The sequence below is a fragment of the Rhodopseudomonas palustris BisB18 genome (genome assembly GCF_000013745.1).
In the GTDB taxonomy this organism is placed as follows: Bacteria; Pseudomonadota; Alphaproteobacteria; order Rhizobiales; family Xanthobacteraceae; genus Rhodopseudomonas_A; species Rhodopseudomonas_A palustris_F.
On the sequence record NC_007925.1, the window covers coordinates 113,112 to 130,109 of the forward strand.

Below are 16,998 nucleotides of genomic sequence, written 5' to 3' on the forward strand. Positions count from 1 at the left end.
CGGCGATATAGGAACTATAGTTCAACGTCCGGCCGATAGCGGGGCCTGGCGCTACGTCCGCAGCCGTGCCGCGTGCCAACGCAGGTGATCGTCCATGAAGGTCGAGATGAAATAGTAGCTGTGGTCGTAACCCGGCTGTCGGCGCAGCGTCAGCGCGATTCCGGCGCTGGCGCAGGCCTGTTCCAGCAACTCCGGACGCAGCTGCAACGCGAGGAATGGATCGGCATCGCCGACGTCGACCAACAGATCGGGAAACCGCGCGCCGTCCTCGATCAGCGCCACCGCGTCGTGCGCACGCCAAGCGCCGCGGTCCTCGCCGAGATAACCGCCGAGCGCCTTGATGCCCCACGGCACCTGCGAGGGAGCGACGATCGGCGCGAACGCGCTGGCCGCGCGAAACCGCTGCGGATGGCGCAGCGCCAGCGTCAGCGCGCCGTGGCCGCCCATCGAATGGCCGAGCACCGATTGCCGATCGAGATCGGCGGGAAAATGCGCGGCGATCAGCGCCGGCAGTTCGGTGGTGAGATAGCTCCACATCCGGTAATTCTTGGCGAACGGCTGCTGCGTGGCGTCGACGTAGAACCCGGCGCCGAGCCCGAAATCGTAAGCGCCGTCCGGATCGCCCGGCACGCCATCGCCGCGCGGGCTGGTGTCGGGGGCAACGAAGATCAGCCCGAGTTCGGCGCAGGCTTTGCGAAACTCGCCCTTTTCGGTGACGTTGGCGTGGGTGCAGGTCAGGCCGGACAGATACCACACCACCGGCAGCGGGGCGTCGTCGCGCCGCCGCGGCACGAACACCGAAAAGGTCATCGCCGTGCCGGTCTCGCGGCTTTGGTGTTTGTAGACCCCTTGGGTGCCGCCATGCGCCTGATTGAGCGAGACCGTTTCGAACGTCATGAGTGTGGGATTCCTTCGACGAAAATGCGCTGCCTATCAAGGCCTGGTGTCCCGGACGCGAGCAGCGCGCAGCGCTGCGACGCGAGCCGGGACCGTTCCAAGCGCTGCCGCCGTAACGGCCCCGGCTCGCACTCCAGCACGCCGCCAAGGCGGCGTCCTGCAGTGCGTCCGGGGCACGCTGCTAACACGAGCGCGCCCGCTGTGGCCGGTAATCAGGCGGCTTTTTGCTGCGACTTGGCCACCGAGGTGGCGATCGCGTCCATCAGTCCCGGCGACAGGCAATCATAGGGCTCCAGCCCGAGCTCCTTCAGCCGGGCGCGGATGCCAGGCATCTCCGACGGATCGACGCCGGATTCGATCACCGAGGAGACGAACGCGGCGAATTCCGGCGCCGCCGAACCGCCCTCCTGGAACAGCTCGGGATGGATGAAATCGAGCCCGTAGAACGGATGCGATTTGTTTTCGATGCGGCCGTACATATGGGTGCCGCAGACCTTGCAGGCATGGCGCTGGATGGTCGCCGAGGCGTCGACCACGTGCAGCTTGTCGCCGTTCTCCAGCACGGTGACGTTGTCGCGCGGCACCACCGCGACCACCGAGAAGGTGGCGCCGTCCGGCTTCCAGCATTTGGTGCAGCCGCAGGCGTGATTGTGGGCGACGTCGCCCTTGATGCCGACCTTGACCGGCCGGTCCTGGCATTTGCACACCAGGGTTCCGCCGGCAAAGCTGCCCGAGCCCTGCTTCACGCCTTGATCGACCGCGGGATGGATATGAACAGTCATGAGTCATTCCTCCTTGTTGTGTTGTTGATTATTCAGTCTGTCATCGTCTCCTGGCTGGACGGACGGCTTGGGTCGAAGATCAGAACACGACGACCGAGCGGATCGACTTGCCCTCATGCATGAGATCGAAGCCCTTGTTGATCTCGTCCAATTTGAGGACGTGGGTGATCATCGGGTCGATCTCGATCTTGCCGTTCATGTACCAGTCGACGATCTTCGGCACGTCGGTGCGGCCGCGAGCGCCGCCGAACGCCGTGCCTTTCCAGACCCGTCCGGTCACCAATTGGAACGGGCGGGTGGAAATCTCCTTGCCGGCCTCCGCCACCCCGATCACCACCGAGACGCCCCAGCCGCGATGGCAGGCTTCCAGCGCCTGGCGCATCACCGTGGTGTTGCCGGTGCAGTCGAAGGTGTAGTCGGCGCCGCCGTCGGTCAGCCCGACCAGATGCTGCACGATGTCGCCGTCGATTTTTTTCGGATTGACGAAATGCGTCATGCCGAAGCGGCGGCCCCATTCTTCCTTGTCGTCATTGAGATCGACGCCGATGATCTTGTCGGCGCCGACCAGCCGGGCGCCCTGGATCACGTTGAGCCCGATGCCGCCGAGCCCGAACACCACGACGTTGGACCCGGGCGTCACCTTGGCGGTGTTGACCACGGCGCCGACCCCGGTGGTGACGCCGCAGCCGATGTAGCAGCTCTTGTCGAACGGCGCGTCGTCGCGGATCTTCGCCACCGCGATCTCCGGCAACACGGTGAAATTCGAGAACGTCGAGCAGCCCATGTAGTGAAAGATCTGCTGGCCCTTGTAGCTAAACCGCGAGGTGCCGTCCGGCATCACGCCCTTGCCCTGGGTGGCGCGGATCGCGGTGCACAGATTGGTCTTCTGGCTGAGGCAGCTTTTGCACTGCCGGCATTCCGGCGTGTACAGCGGAATCACATGGTCGCCGGGCTTCACCGAGCTGACGCCGGGGCCGACCTCGCGGACGATGCCGGCGCCCTCATGGCCGAGGATCGAGGGGAAGATTCCTTCGCTGTCGAAACCGTCCAGCGTGTAGGCGTCGGTGTGGCAAATCCCGGTGGCTTTGATTTCGACCAGCACTTCGCCGGTCTTCGGTCCTTCCAAGTCGACTTCGACGATCTCAAGCGGCTTCTTCGCCTCGAACGCAACTGCGGCGCGGGTTTTCATCCTGTCGTTTCCTCTCAAGCATTTAGCGTGTCCGGATTGGCTCCGGTATTGCAGAAACCGCGCCGCGGGGGAACCGCGAATGTGATTTGAGATCAGCCCTGACATAACGTCGATGGCACGACGCCACCCGTTGAAGAACGACGTGCGATAAAGACGCGTCATCGCGAGGTTGCGCCGCAACAGTGATCGCTCACGAGCCTGTCCCTGGCAGCATCGCGGGAAAATGCTGCAGCCGCGAGAAACATCCTTTCTATGTTGTCCTTGGACGGTGCAAATCATTGCACGCCCACGCGCAACGTCAAGACGTCGATTTGCAATCGTGTTCCACTCATTCCGGCAATGCATACAACGCTACGCAGTCGGCCGGATCATTCAGGCCCGCATCGCTCCTCCGGCTTAGTTCGGCCAGAGCGCGCCGCCGCCGGAATCAGTTTCGCGTGAGCACGCACCATAAACGTCCACAACCGGGGAGAGAGTAGTATGATCGCCGGGCGGTGAGATCCGCCCCGTGCCAAACCAGCGCACGGGCGCGCCCTTTCGGAAGAGGAGCAAATCCGATGTGTGACTACAGTCTACACGCCGTTGCGACCCGACCGGCCAAGGTCGGAGAGACCCTGATTACCACCACGTTCCGCGGCACCTCGACGCGCGGCTTTGCCGCGGTCGACGAGCCCGATGTCGCGGTCTGCCTGTTGCCCGGAACCGAGCTCAGCTTTCAGGATGAAGTCCGTTACGACCAGCGCTGGATCTGGACGCGGGCCAGCCAATTCAAAGTCGGCAAATTCGGCCAGATCGACAAGGGCACTCCGGCCACCCATCACGACGCGATCGAATTTCCCGATGGCAGCAACGTCCTGGTGACGCATCTGGTCACCGGGCAGCTCGCCACGGTGCTGCAATTGCCGGTGCAGGCCGGCTCGCGAAGCGAAACCGAGACCACATCGGAAACGGCCGCCTTGCCGAGCGTAACAGCCGACTCCCGCTGATCGGAACGCGCCGCGGGCCACCGCCCGCGGCAGCACACCACCACGCAGCCGGCCATTCACCCTCGTTTGGTCGGCTGATGCTCTTGCTCGCTGATTGGCTGGTCGTCTGAAGCAGGCCGCTCGGCGACGCTGATGCGTGCTAGAATCCGGTGCGATCGCCGCCCTTCAACGCCAGCATTTCGCGGGCTTCCGCCGGCGTCGCGATGCCGAGGCCGAGCTCTTCGGCGATGTTGCGGATTTTCGCGACCTGCTGGGCGTTCGACGACGCCAGCTCGCCGCGCCCGATATAAAGGCTGTCCTCGAGCCCGACCCGCACGTTGCCGCCGAGCAGCAGCGACTGCGTGGCAAACGGCATCTGGAAGCGACCCGCGCCCAGCACCGACCATTGGTAATCGTCGCCGAACAGCCGGTCGGCGGTCTCCTTCATGAACGCCAGATTGCGCAGCTCGGGGCCGATGCCGCCGAGAATGCCGAAGATCGACTGGACGAAGAACGGCGGCTTGACCAGCCCGCGGTCGACGAAATGCGCGAGATTGTACAGATGGCCGATGTCGTAGCACTCGTGTTCGAACCTTGTACCGTGCTCCTCGCCGAGCAGCTTCAGCATCCGCTCGATATCGCGAAACGTGTTGCGGAAGATGAAGTCCTCGGTGCTCCGCAGATAGGGTTCTTCCCAATCGAATTTCCAGCTCTTGTAGCGCTCGGCGAGCGGAAAGATTCCGAAATTCATCGAGCCCATGTTGAGCGAGCACATTTCCGGCTTCAGCAGCAACGGCGCGGCGAGCCGCTGCTCGACGGTCATGTTGAGCGAGCCGCCGGTGGTGATGTTGAGCACCGCGTCGGTGGCCTGCTTGATGCGCGGCAGAAACCGCATATAGGCCTCGTGCGCCGGCGTCGGGCTGCCATTGTCCGGATCGCGCGCGTGCAGATGCAGGATCGAAGCCCCCGCCTCGGCCGCGGCGATCGCCTGCGTCGCGATGTCGTCGGGCGTGTAGGGCAACGCATCCGACATCGTCGGGGTGTGAATTCCGCCGGTCACGGCGCAGGTGATGATGATCTTGTTCTGCTTCTTCGACACTGCTGTTCCTATCTCTCCCGGATATCGCTCGCGACGTCGCTGCTGAAGACCCGAAACGCGAGCACGCTATCCGGATCCTTTGTGGGTGGATCACCAATTTGTGGCGATGTATTTTGCTTCGGTGAATTCCAACAGGCCGTGATGCGCGCCTTCGCGGCCGATGCCGCTCTGCTTGGTGCCGCCGAACGGCGCCGCTGGATCGGACACCAGCCCGCGATTGAGCGCGACCATGCCGCTGTCGAGCCGTTCGGAAACGCGCAAGCCCTTGGCGAGATCCCGGGTGTAGACGTAGCAGACCAGGCCGTATTCGGACGCATTCGATAGCTCGATGACGTCGTCCTCACTGTCGAACGGAACCAGCGCCGCCACCGGCCCAAAAATCTCGTCGTGCAACAGCTTGCTGTCCGGCGCCACATCGATCAGCACCGTCGGCTCATAGAAGTAGCCCTTGCGGTCGAGCGGCTTGCCCCCGGTCAGCGCCTTGGCGCCGCGGGCCATAGCATCGTCGACGAAGGCGGCGACCTTGTCGCGGCTCTTTTCATTGACCAGCGGACCGCACGCGGTGGAAGCGAGCCATCCGTCACCGAGCTGCATCGCGGCCATCTTCGCCGCGAGCTTATGCGCGAAGGCATGGAAGATGCCGCGCTGGATGTAGAAGCGGTTCGCCGCGGTGCAGGCCTCGCCGCCGTTGCGCATCTTGGCAATCATCGCGCCGTCGACCGCGGCATCGAGATCGGCGTCGTCGAACACCAGGAACGGCGCGTTGCCGCCCAATTCCATCGAGCAATTGATCACGCAATCCGAGGCCTCGCGCAGCAGCAGCCGGCCGACCGCGGTGGATCCGGTGAACGACAGTTTGCGCACCCTGGAATCGTGCAGCATCGCGCTGATCAGCGGGCCCGGCTGCGAGGTGGTGACGACGTTGACGACGCCGGCGGGCACGCCGGCGGCGCAAAGTATCTCCACCAGCGCGAAGGCGGTCAGCGGGGTTTCGCTCGCCGGCTTCAAGATGCAGCTGCAGCCGGCCGCCAGCGCCGGAGCGATCTTGCGGGTCGCCATCGCGGCGGGAAAATTCCACGGCGTCACCAGCACCGACACCCCGACCGGCTGATACTGCACCAGGATGCGATTGCCGCCGCCCGGCGCCATCGAGATGTCGCCCTGGATGCGCACCGCTTCCTCGGCGTACCAGCGGAAAAACTCGGCGGCGTATTTGACCTCGCCCATCGCATCCGCCAGCGCTTTGCCGTTTTCCAGCGAAATCAGCTCGGCCAACCAATCGGCCTTCTCGATCATCAGCTCGAACGCCCGCAGCAGGATTTGCGCGCGCTGCCGCGGCGCGGTCGCGGCCCATCCCCGCGCCGCCGCCGCCGCGGCATCGACCGCGGCGAGGCCATCCTCGACGCTGGCGTCGGCGATCGTGGCGAGCAGCTCTTCGGTGGACGGATTGATCACCTCGATGCGCTGCCCCGACGCCGACGCCCGCCATGCGCCGGCGATGAACAAATCGGTGGGGATCGTGCTGACATCGACGGTGCGCGATGCGATGGGGGTGACGACGTTCATGGGGATCTCCTTGGGCTCAGGCGGCGTCCTGCATGGGGCTGCCGTGGTAGGCGGCGTCGATGATCCGGCGCAGGCCCGCGACGTCGAGCGACACCGGGTTGTTCTTGATCAGACGCTGCGACGACATTGCGTTTTCGGCGATCCAGTCGAGCCGATCGGCCGGCACCGAAAGCTCCGCCAGAGTGGCCGGCAGGCCGATCTCCTTGAACAAGCGGCGCACCCGGTCGATGGCGTCGGCGGCCAAGGCGTCGGCGCTCTGGCCGCTGTGCTTGGCGCCCATCGCCACCGCGATCGCGGCGAACTCATCGCGGCAAGCACCGCGGTTGAAGTCCATCACATAGGGCATCAACAGCGCGACGCCGGTGCCGTGCGGCGTATGGGTCATGGCGCCGACCGGATACTGGATCGCGTGGGCCGCGGCGGTGCCGGCGGTACCGAACGCCAGCCCCGCCGACAACGCGCCGAGCATCAGGTCTTCCCGCGCCGCCTCGTCGTCGCCGTTGGCCACCGCGCGCGGCAGGCTTCGTGCGATCAGTTCGATGGCGTACAACGCATAACGATCGGAAAACAGATTCTTGCCGATGAACACGTGCTGGTGCGGCAATTGCGGCGTGGCCGGGCGCTGCATCGCGGTGAACGCCTCGATGGCGTGGGTCAGCGCGTCGGCGCCGGAAATCGCCGTCAGCCCCGGCGGGCAGCTATAGGTCAGTTCGGGATCGCAAATCGCGGTATGCGAAATCAAACGCGGACTGGCGACGCCGACCTTCATGGCGCGCTCCGGATCGCCGAGCACCGCCACCGGGGTGACCTCCGATCCGGTGCCCGAGGTGGTCGGCACGCAGATCAGCGGCAACACCGGCCCGGGCACCTTGAACTCGCCGTAGTAGCTCCTGATGTCGCCGCCATGCGTCAGCATCAGCGCCGCAACCTTGGCCAGATCCATGCACGATCCGCCGCCGATGCCGATCACGAGGTCGGGGCCGAACGGCCGCGCCGCCGCGGTGCATTCGTCGAGGCAGCTCAGCGGCAGTTCGGCGATGGTGCGGTCGTAGACCTGGACGCCAACGCCGTTGGCCGTGAGATCGTCGACCATGGCGCGGAACCAAGGCTCGCCGCCGAGCCGTTCGTCGGTGCAGATCAGCGCGCGCGACCCGAGCGCCTTGGCGCTGAGGCCCAACGCGCCGCGCTGGCCTTTGCCGAACACGATGTTGCGGGGCGAACGTGAAACGCCGAAAGCAGTCATGATTGCGCGACCTTTGCTGCGGGATTTTTTGGGTTTCGTTGCGCCAGCCGAACCAGGCCGGCCCAGACCTGGTCGGCGATGCTGATGCCATCGGCGAGCGCACGCTGCCGCGCGGCGATCGAGCGATCGCCGGGGATCGCCACCGCCGCAAAGCCGTCGGCCGGCGGCTCGGCGCGAATCGCCTCAAGATAGCCGCCGATCACTTGCGCCATCGCCGCCGACGAAGCTCCGTCGATCACGATGAACACGTCGCCCTTGTTGCAGACCTCAGTGGAGTCCAGCGTGCCGCGAACCTGCCGGCCCAGCGCCGATCCGGTCAGGCTGGCGACCAGCACTTCGAAGGCGAGACCGAGCGCATAACCCTTGGCCTCGCCGAACGGCGCGATCGAACCGGCCTTCGCCGCGGCGGCGTCGGTGGTGGCGTTGCCTTGCGCATCCAGCGCCCAGTGGCCGGGGATCGGCGCGCCGCGATTGGCGTGGTCGTGGATTTGTCCCATCGAGACCAGGCTGCTCGCCATGTCCAACACGAAGGGACGCGGCGAGGCCGGCACGCCGATTGCCACCGGATTGGTGCCGAGCATCGCGCGTCGGCCGCCCCACGGATGCACCAGCGCTTCGCTGATCGACAGCGCGATGATGGTCAATCCGCGCCGCGCGATCGTCTCGGCGTACCAGGCCAGCATGCCGAGATGATTGGCGTTGACGATTGTTGCGACCGCCACCCCGGTCTCGCGGGCGCGCAGGCTGATCGCCTCAAGCGCGCTGAGCGCGACCACCGGGCCGAGGCCGTTCTGCCCGTCCACCTCGAGAAAGCCCGCGGCCTTCCAGTGATGGCAGCCGCTGGCGCGCGGATCGATCACGCCGTTGTCGATCCGCTCGACAATGCGCGCCAGGCGCAGCAAACCGTGCGACGGCCGGCCGCGCAACTCCGCTTCCAGCAGCAGATCGACCTGCTGGTCGGCGTCCTGCCGCAGCACGCCCGCCGCCATCAGCGCATCGACGGCGCAGCTGCGAACGCGCTCGGCTTCGACGATCATGAGATTCCTATCGGATAACGGGACGGGCGCCGCCGAGGTGCGGCGCTAGGCCGATCGACCACCGCTCCCTGAGTGGAACAAGGGGGCGCCGCGACGCGACCGCCCCCTCGAGGGCTTAGAACGTCAACCTCATGCCCACGGTCGGCGCGAACTCCGAGGTTTTCAGATAGGAGAACGCAAAGCCGCCATCGACCTTGGAATACGCAAGCCCGCCGTACAGTTTCAGGTTCTTGGTCCAATCGTAGTCGACGCGGAACGACACCACCTGCTCGCCGCCGGCACAGTTGATATAGCTGGAGCTGGAACAGGCCTGTGTCGAGAACGACGGCGCGACGATGCCGGGAAGCCCGTTGACGCCGAGCCCGTAGGATTTCTGGTCGTAGCGATAATACGCCAGCGCGGCGGACCATTGCGCGTCGTACTGATATTTGCCGGCGATGAAGCTCGCGATCAGCACGCGGTTGCCGCCGGTGTATGCGTAATTCACGATGCCGGCGGCGCTGGAGCCGTTGGTCGCGAACGCCGGCCCGATCTGGTAACCGCCGATCGTCGTGTGCCCCGGCGCCCAGCCGCCGTCGCTCGGGTTGGAAAATTCGATCCGGCTGACGCCGCCGCTCAGAGTGAAGCGCGACTCGTTCGGATCGCGCAGACCGTTGCGACCGAGGTCGAAGACATATTTTCCGAAGACGCCGACCGTGTCGGCGTCCGACACCCGAGCGCCGAGGAATTGCGAGCCGAGATTGGCCGGCCCCGCCAACGCGCTCGACGACACCAGATCGGAGGCGTGCCCGGCGACGACATCGACGGAGTAATTCAGATCGACCAGGCCGATCGAGCCCTGGTAGAACTCTTTGGTATTGGTATTGGGATTGCCGTACATCGCCTCGACGCGGATCGGGCCCCATTTGTTGAGATACTTGATCGACTGGTCGACGCGCACGGTTTCCGAGCTGCCGCCGCCGCCGAGAATGCCCACATAGCCGAACAGCGAGAACCCGTACGACGACAGCGGGTCGTAGGCGAACAGCATGTCGGCCGAGACCGCGTTGTTGCGTCCGACGTGCAGCGTGCCCCAGGTCTTCTCTTCGAAGCCCGCCCAAGCTTCGCCGTTGAGCACCTGGCCGGCGCGCGGACCGTCGCCGTTGACGTATTGCTGGTTCAACGGAATGCCGTTGGCCTTCTGCATGCTCTTCAGCGTGTCGGAAATTTCGCCGGTGGTCGGGTTGAAGCCCATTTCCAGCCGGGCGATGACGTGCAACTGATCGGTGATCTTCTCGTCGACCTTCACGCCGATGAAGGACTGGATCGATTGGTTCGGCGCCAGCACCCATTGCGGGCCGCGATTGAACGGCGAGATGATGCCGGCCGACGAATAAGCGCTACCGTTGTAGGGCGCGCCGTTCGATTCGTATTGCCCGGCGATGTCGTAAGCGCCGAAGATGGTGATGCCATGCCAGGTCAGGTCGGGCATCACCGGCGGCGCTTTGACGAAGGCGGGGAGGTCGGCGGCGGCAGCGCTCGCGACCAGCCCGATCGACGCGGCGGCGAACGCCAGGCTTCTTGCGATCCCCCTCCCCCAATGTCGCGACAGCGCTGCGGCCGGCCTCGCCGTTGTGAGCGCGGCAGCGTCCGCGCGTTGCGGGTTCCCGCTGGTTCCGTCTGTCATTGCGTCTTCCCCCTCATTGGCCATTTTGAAACGGCTCTCTGTGCAATGTCGTTTGGCGTTGCGGTCGCACTGCACTCACAACAGCAACGTCGGCCCGCGGGCGGCATCGACCTTCCGTAAGACCGGGCGTCCCTCGATCTCGCGTGTTCGCGAGGCCGAAACGGCGTTTTATATTTTTTACAAACTAATCGAGTGCTAAGCGGGATGTCAACTGCGCTCGCGCGAGCTACACGCTTGGGCGAACGGTTGCAGTGCGGCGACGCCAAAGAATGCAGCCCGCGTTCTGCGCTCGCGAACGTCAACTATCTGGATCGCGATGGGACGCGCCGCGGCGGAGCGCGGCGAATCGTCAACCGATGCGCACGGCCGGCGCTGCGCCTGGCTCCGCATAGCCCGACATCAGCGTCGGGCGCGGGACGATCGCACTCGCGACGTCTGCGGAATCGTTGAAGGACACTTGCCTGTTAGCGCGCCGGCTACGTGATCGACGACCGCAAGCACATCGATGGCACAGCGCTATGTCCGCATGCGTGCCGCACGGCCGCGACGCGCGTCAGCTCACGCCGCCATCGGCGATGATGGTGCGCCCGGTCAGCCAGCCCGCGTCGTGCGACGCCAGGAACAACGCCAGGCCGGCGACGTCGTCGGTCTGGCCGATGCGGCCGAGCGGCGTCATCGCCTTGATAGCAGCGCCGCGCTCGGCCAGAATCGCCGCGGTCATCTCGGTCTCGATCACGCCCGGCGCGATCGCATTGACGGTGATGCCGCGCGGTCCGAATTCCTTCGCCAGCGCATGGGTCAGCGCCGACACCGCGGCCTTGGAGGCCGCGTAGATCGAGGCGGTGGGAATCGGCCGGGTCGCGAGTGCCGATGAGAAATTGATGATGCGGCCGCCGGGCGCGGTCAGGTGAGGAAGTGCGGCCTGAATCATCGCCACGGTTCCGAACACGTTGGTGTCGAACGTCGCACGGAACATCGCGAGGTCAGTCGCCTCGAATGCCCGATACTCGGCGACGCCGGCGCAATTCACCAGCACATCGATCCGGCCGAATCGCGCGACCACCTCGCCCACCATGGCGCGCGCATCCTCGCTATTCGAAATATCCCCCGCCACCGCGATGCCTTGCGCGCCGAGCGCTTCGATCTCTGCCAGCACCGCTGCGGCGGCGGGGCTGGCGCTACGCGAGGCGATCGCCACGCGGCAGCCCGCGCCGGCGAAGCGGCGGGCGACGCCGGCGCCGATGCCGCGCGCGCCGCCGGTGACCAGGACCACCTTGCCGCCCGGGCGATCGCCCGGCTCATTCTGCTCGCCGCTCATGTCGTATTCTCCTTGCGAGGCGTTAGTTCGGCGGCGCTTCAGCTTCGGTCATTTGCTCGGCGGCTTGCAGCAACCGCGCGCACCATTGCTGCAGATAGGCGGCGCGGCCGTCCGCATCGACGCGGGGTGCTGCGTACGCGACGAACGGCTGCAGCGCCTGCATCCCAAGATAGGAGATCATCAACCGCTGCGCCGGCCACAGCACCGTCTCGATGTCGCCATAGGCGTCGCCTTTGGAGAATCGTCGCTGCGTGCCGCCGGTGCTGAGGCACAACAGGCCGCGCTTGTCCGGAAAGAAGCCGCTGTCGAAGCGGCGGCCGTCCGCATAGGCGAAACCGAAGGCGAGCACGCGGTCGAACCAGCCCTTCAGGATGGCCGGCATACCGCCCCACCAGATCGGATAAAGCCAGACCACCAGATCGGCGTTCAGGAAGCGTCGTTGCTCGCGCATCAGGTCGGGCGCAAAGCCATTCGTTTCATGCGCCAGCGCCTGTTCGGTCTGGTAATGAAACCGCTCGGGATCCGCCGCGGATGTGAAATCGTGCCGTCCGGCCACCGGATCGAACTTCTCGGCGTAAAGATCCGAGATCTCCACATGGTGGCCGGCCCGCCGCAGCGCCGCGGCGCCGGCATCTTTCAACGCGCCGGTGAAGGAGCTAGGTTCCGGATGCGCGTAGACGAACAGCACGTTCATCGGGCGGCCTCGGGGCGTCGAAGAGCCATGACGTTCATCTCCGCTACGCCTTCTTGGCCCGGCCGCCGAACAGCCCGTTCGGGAAGAACAGCAGCACGACGAGAAGGATCGTCAGGGCGATGACGTTCTTGAAGCCGGCGCCGAAGAACACGATCGCGCCGGACTGGATGACGCCGAGCAGGATGCCGCCGACCAGCCCGGCCGAGGCGCTGCCGAAGCCGCCGATGATCGCCGCGATGAAGCCGTTGATGCCGAACGGCGCGCCGACGCTGTAGGCGGTGTATTGCGTCGGCGTGATCAGGATGCCGGCCGCGGCACCGAGCGCCGAGGACAGCGCGAAGGCCAGGATCAGCATGCGCTCCACCGGAATGCCGAGCAGCGCCGCCGCCTCGCGGTTCTGCGAGCAGGCGCGCAGCGCGCGGCCGATCCGCGTGCGGTTGAAGAACTGCGTCAGCGCGAACACCATCACGGCGCCGCAGCCGAGCACCCAGAACAACTGATAGCCGATCGCGATCGGGCCGATCTTCAGCGGGCCGCCGGAGGTGAATTCCGGATAGGTGCGCGGCTGGTCGCCGAGCGTGAGGATCACCACCTGCTCGATCAGCAGCTGGATCGCCAGCGTCGCCAGGATGATGGCGAACAGCGGCGCCTTGCGCCGCCACATCGGATTGATGACGAAGATCTGCACCAGCACGCCGACCCCGGCCACCAGCACGATCGACAGCGCCGCCGCCAGATACATCGGCAGGCCGAACTGCGTCAGCAGCGCATGCGCGAACATGCCGCCGAGCATCACGAACACGCCCTGGGCGAAATTGACGATGCCGCTGGCGTTGTAGATGACGCAGAAGCCGATCGCCACCAGACCATAAATCAGGCCGATCCCCACACCATTGACCAGACTCTGAATAAGTTCGACGCCGCTAGGCATTTTCAACCTCCTCTACGCCGAGATACGCAGCGATCACTTCGGGATGGGCCTTGATTTCGTCGGGCGTGCCTTCGGCGATCTTGCGGCCGAAATCCAGCACGGCAATCCGATGGGCGATCCGCGTCACCAGCCCGACGTCGTGCTCGATCAGCAGCACGGTGGTGCCCTGGTCGTTGATCTTCTGAATGATATGCGCGAGGCCGTCGGTCTCTTTGGTATTGAGCCCGGCGGCCGGCTCGTCGAGCAACAGCAACCGCGGCCGCGACGCCAGCGCGCGTGCCAATTCGAGCAGGCGCTGCTGGCCATAAGGCAGCAATTCGGCATCGCGATCGGCCTGCGCGTCGAGCCCGACGAAGCGCAGCAATTCGTGCGCGCGCTCCACCACCTCCGCTTCCTGGCGTCGGAACCAGGCCGGCCGCAGCAACGCCGCCGCCACCCCGCCCTTGGTGGCCAAATGACAGCCGACCTCGACGTTCTCGGCCACCGACATGCCCTTGAACAGCTGCACCAATTGGAAGGTGCGCACCAACCCCATCGCGGCGATCTCGTCCTGCCGAACATGGGTGATATCGCGGCCGTCGAACTCGATCGATCCGGAAGTCGAGCCGAGAAAGCCGGAGATCATGCTGAAGAACGTGGTCTTGCCGGCGCCATTCGGACCGATCACCGCAAACAGGCTGCCTTGCGGCACCTCGAGATCGATTTCGTTGTTGGCGAACAGTCCACCGAACCGTTTGGTGAGGCCTTTGACCTTGAGCAGCGCCATCGTCACACCTCGTCCTTGTCGGCGCGCGGCCGGAACAGGCTGCCCAGCGCCGACAGCCCCTTCGGCGCGTAGATCAGCATCACCAGCAGCACCAGCGCATAGGCGATGTCCTGGAACCGGCCGGTGCTGCGGAACAATTCCGGCAGCAGCGACGCCACGATGGCGCCGATCACCGGGCCGATCATCGTGCCGACGCCGCCGACATAGAGCATGGTGAAGGTGACGATCACCATCTGCGGGCCGAACACCTCGGGGCTGATGAAGCCGACGGTGTGGGCGAACAGCGAGCCGGCGGCCGAGGCGTAGAGGGCTGCGATCACGAAGGCGATCAGCTTGAACCGCGAGATCCGGATGCCAAGCGCGGAGGCGCCGTCCTCGCTGCCGGCGATCGCCCGCAATCCCCGCCCGAACCGCGAATCGCGCAGCCGCTGCGAAATCCAGAACGCGAACAGCAGCAGCAGCCCAAGACAAATTAACTTCATCCGCTCGTCCTCGACGGTGAAGCTGCCGACGCCGAGCGGCGGGATGCCAGCATAGCCCATGTAGCCCTGCGTCAGGCTGGTCCATTGCACGGTGATGTCGTAGGTGATCAGTCCGAGCGCGAAAGTCGCCATCGCCAGATAGTGGCCGCGCAGCCGCAGCGTCGGATAGCCGATCAGCAGCGCGGCAACGCCGGCGACCGCCATCGAGGCGAGCAGCGCGAGCCCAGGTTCCCAATTGTATTGCACGCTGAGGATCGCGCTGCCGTAGCCGCCGATGCAGGCGAAGGCGTTTTGACCGAACGAAGCCTGCCCGGTGTAGCCCATGAAGAAATTCAGCCCGAGGCAGAAGATCCCGTAGATCATCGCGAGCTGCATCACCGTGAGCAGGTAGCCGCCGTAAATCAGCACGGCGACGAACAGCAGCCCCGCTAATCCAAGCAGGCCGATGGAGAACCGATTCGCGATCACGATCGGTCTAGGCGAAGTAATAGCTGGCAAGGTCATGATGCGACTTGATCTCGTGCGTCGGCAACTCGGCTCGCGCGCGGCCAGAGGAAAGGATGTAGACCCGCTGCGCGAGCTTGAGCGCGAGCGGCGCCTTCTGTTCGACCAACAGGATGCCCAGCCCCTCTTGGTTGAGGGCGCCGAGCGTCGAGAGAATCTCCGAGGCCACGCGCGGCGCGAGGCCGAGCGAAGGCTCGTCGAGGATCAAGAGTTTCGGATCGGCCATCAGCGCGCGGCCGACCGCGAGCATCTGCTGTTCGCCGCCGGACATCGACGACGCGGTCTGCTCGACCCGTTCGCGCAACCGCGGAAACAAGCGGAACACCTTGTCGAGCCGCTGTTCCGCTTCGTGATGCGAGCCGCCACGGCTGTAACCGCCGAGCTGCAGGTTTTCCCGCACGCTCATGTCGCCGAACAGCCCGCGGCCTTCCTGCACCATGATGATGCCGAGGTCGGCGAGCTCATGGGTGCGCAGGCCGGTGACGTCGCGGCCCTTGAACGCCACCTTGCCGGTCGATGCGATCAACCGGGTCATGGCGCGGAGCAGCGTGGTCTTGCCGGCGCCGTTCGGCCCCAGAATGGTGACGAACTCGCCCGGCGCGACGTGCAGACTCGTCGGGCGCAGCGCCTCGATGTGGCCGTAGCGGGCGGCGAGATCGCGCACCGCGAGCAGCGGGGTGTAGTCTGCGGCCGCCGTCATTTCTTTAGAACCAGGGCGCCGTCCTTCACCTGGGCGATCACGTAAGGGTTGTGGGAGATGCCGATGTGGTTGTCGGCGGTGAACTCGTAGGACGCGCCGGCGCCGACGAAATGCCCGAGTTGCTCCATCGCGTCGCGCACCGCGGTGCCATCGACACTCTTGGCCTTGGTCATCGCCGCGGCCATCATCAGGATGGAATCCCAGCCCCGCGACGCCTGCGCGTTGTCGGTCCGGCCATACTTGGCCTTCATCGCCTTGACGAACGGTTCGGCGGCCTGCCGCGCCGCCGGGTCGCTGATCACGCTGATGTCGTCGGAGGCCACCTGGATCAGCGGCGAGGGGAACAGATATTGCTCGTTCAACACCTTGCCGGTCGCCAGCAGGATGTCGAGTTCGTTGACGCTGCCCAGCATCAACAGCTTGGTGAGGCCGAGGCTGCGGATGTTGTTGGCCACGGTCACCACCGCGTTGCCCTGGCCGAGCATGATCAGCGCGCCGGCGCCCGCCGCGTTGACGCGGCCGATCTGCACGCTGAAATCGGCGTCGTCCTGCTGATAGGATTCGTTGGCCACCACGGTGAGGCCGAATTCCTCGGCGCCCTTGACCGCGAGATCGCGCATCAACAGGCTGTAGGGGCTCGGGTCCGACAGAATCCCGACTTTGCGGATGTCGGTCTTTTCCTTCAGATACTGGTAGCGCGCATCGACCTCGAACTTCGGCGGCGGCAGGAATTGGAACGCCCATTTCTGCTCCGCCGGCTGGCGCGGCAGGATCGAGCACAGGAACATCGGCAGCTTGGCCTTGGCGACGAAGCTGGCGGCGGCGAAGTTGCCGGCGGAGATGCAGCCGCTGGCGAAGGCGACCACCTTGTCGTCGGTGATCATCTTGCGATAGCCGACCACCGCCTGCTGCGGCGTCGACTTGTTGTCTTCGAACACCAGCTCCAGCTGCTTGCCGAGCACGCCGCCTTGCGCGTTGACCTGCTCGATGGCGATCTGCATGCCGTCGCGCCAGTGCGCGTCGGTCGCCGAGCCGTAGCCGGTCAGCCCGAGCGAGGAACCGATCTTGATCGTCTCCTGCGCGGCGGCCGCGAGTATCGGTGTCGCCGCCAGCATGATGGCGACAACGAGCGCCTTATGCGATCCCATCCTATCCTCCC

Annotated in this window: 16 protein-coding genes; 1 reads left to right on the forward strand and 15 read right to left on the reverse strand. The window is 65.5% G+C overall.

All coding sequences use genetic code 11. The annotated features are described in order from the left end of the window. Nucleotides 1-51: 51 nt before the first annotated feature. From fghA to RPC_RS00530, 3 genes are all read right to left on the reverse strand, one after another. The gene (gene fghA / locus RPC_RS00520; RefSeq protein WP_011470586.1) at nucleotides 52-897 is read right to left on the reverse strand and encodes an S-formylglutathione hydrolase; all 846 of its coding nucleotides are present in this window, start codon (nucleotides 895-897) and stop codon (nucleotides 52-54) included. A gap of 212 nt (nucleotides 898-1,109) precedes the next feature. Continuing rightward, nucleotides 1,110-1,679, reverse strand: a complete 570-nt coding sequence (gene gfa, locus RPC_RS00525; RefSeq protein ID WP_011470587.1) for an S-(hydroxymethyl)glutathione synthase — start codon at nucleotides 1,677-1,679, stop codon at nucleotides 1,110-1,112. A gap of 79 nt (nucleotides 1,680-1,758) precedes the next feature. Beyond that, a complete protein-coding gene (locus tag RPC_RS00530) occupies nucleotides 1,759-2,868 on the reverse strand; it encodes an S-(hydroxymethyl)glutathione dehydrogenase/class III alcohol dehydrogenase (RefSeq protein ID WP_011470588.1) in 1,110 nt (369 codons plus the stop codon). A gap of 557 nt (nucleotides 2,869-3,425) precedes the next feature. On the opposite strand from RPC_RS00530, the gene RPC_RS00535 reads away from it, so the two are divergent. Continuing rightward, the gene (locus RPC_RS00535; RefSeq protein ID WP_011470589.1) at nucleotides 3,426-3,854 is read left to right on the forward strand and encodes a hypothetical protein; all 429 of its coding nucleotides are present in this window, start codon (nucleotides 3,426-3,428) and stop codon (nucleotides 3,852-3,854) included. Nucleotides 3,855-3,993: 139 nt separating this feature from the next. On the opposite strand, the gene RPC_RS00540 is transcribed toward RPC_RS00535, so the two are convergent. The 12 genes from RPC_RS00540 to RPC_RS00595 form a co-directional block, all read right to left on the reverse strand. After that, nucleotides 3,994-4,932 (reverse strand): 3-keto-5-aminohexanoate cleavage protein, encoded by a 939-nt coding sequence (locus RPC_RS00540; protein WP_011470590.1) that lies wholly within the window; start codon nucleotides 4,930-4,932, stop codon nucleotides 3,994-3,996. Nucleotides 4,933-5,022: 90 nt separating this feature from the next. After that, complete coding sequence (locus RPC_RS00545; RefSeq protein ID WP_011470591.1) at nucleotides 5,023-6,498, reverse strand: NAD-dependent succinate-semialdehyde dehydrogenase; 1,476 nt, start codon at nucleotides 6,496-6,498, stop codon at nucleotides 5,023-5,025. A 16-nt stretch (nucleotides 6,499-6,514) separates the two neighbouring features. Next, nucleotides 6,515-7,741, reverse strand: coding sequence for an iron-containing alcohol dehydrogenase (locus tag RPC_RS00550; RefSeq protein ID WP_011470592.1), 1,227 nt, complete (start codon nucleotides 7,739-7,741; stop codon nucleotides 6,515-6,517). Continuing rightward, entirely contained in the window at nucleotides 7,738-8,778 is a 1,041-nt protein-coding gene (locus RPC_RS00555; protein WP_011470593.1) for an Ldh family oxidoreductase, read from the reverse strand. Before RPC_RS00555 ends, RPC_RS00550 begins: the two co-directional genes overlap by 4 nt. A gap of 115 nt (nucleotides 8,779-8,893) precedes the next feature. Beyond that, complete coding sequence (locus RPC_RS00560; RefSeq protein ID WP_011470594.1) at nucleotides 8,894-10,444, reverse strand: porin; 1,551 nt, start codon at nucleotides 10,442-10,444, stop codon at nucleotides 8,894-8,896. 553 nt (nucleotides 10,445-10,997) lie between these two features. Further along, on the reverse strand, nucleotides 10,998-11,762 hold the full coding sequence (locus RPC_RS00565; RefSeq protein ID WP_011470595.1) for an SDR family NAD(P)-dependent oxidoreductase: 765 nt from the start codon (nucleotides 11,760-11,762) through the stop codon (nucleotides 10,998-11,000). Nucleotides 11,763-11,784: 22 nt separating this feature from the next. Beyond that, a complete protein-coding gene (locus tag RPC_RS00570; protein WP_011470596.1) occupies nucleotides 11,785-12,456 on the reverse strand; it encodes an NAD(P)H-dependent oxidoreductase in 672 nt (223 codons plus the stop codon). A gap of 43 nt (nucleotides 12,457-12,499) precedes the next feature. After that, nucleotides 12,500-13,387 carry a branched-chain amino acid ABC transporter permease gene (locus tag RPC_RS00575; RefSeq protein ID WP_011470597.1) on the reverse strand — a complete coding sequence of 296 codons (888 nt, stop codon included), beginning with the start codon at nucleotides 13,385-13,387 and terminating at the stop codon, nucleotides 12,500-12,502. Continuing rightward, a complete protein-coding gene (locus RPC_RS00580; protein WP_011470598.1) occupies nucleotides 13,380-14,153 on the reverse strand; it encodes an ABC transporter ATP-binding protein in 774 nt (257 codons plus the stop codon). The genes RPC_RS00575 and RPC_RS00580 overlap by 8 nt, the downstream gene beginning before the upstream one ends. Nucleotides 14,154-14,155: 2 nt before the next feature. Then, nucleotides 14,156-15,103, reverse strand: a complete 948-nt coding sequence (locus RPC_RS00585; protein WP_049766037.1) for a branched-chain amino acid ABC transporter permease — start codon at nucleotides 15,101-15,103, stop codon at nucleotides 14,156-14,158. A gap of 7 nt (nucleotides 15,104-15,110) precedes the next feature. Beyond that, on the reverse strand, nucleotides 15,111-15,839 hold the full coding sequence (locus RPC_RS00590; RefSeq protein WP_011470600.1) for an ABC transporter ATP-binding protein: 729 nt from the start codon (nucleotides 15,837-15,839) through the stop codon (nucleotides 15,111-15,113). Next, nucleotides 15,836-16,987, reverse strand: coding sequence for an ABC transporter substrate-binding protein (locus RPC_RS00595; protein WP_011470601.1), 1,152 nt, complete (start codon nucleotides 16,985-16,987; stop codon nucleotides 15,836-15,838). Before RPC_RS00595 ends, RPC_RS00590 begins: the two co-directional genes overlap by 4 nt. Nucleotides 16,988-16,998 lie beyond the last annotated feature (11 nt).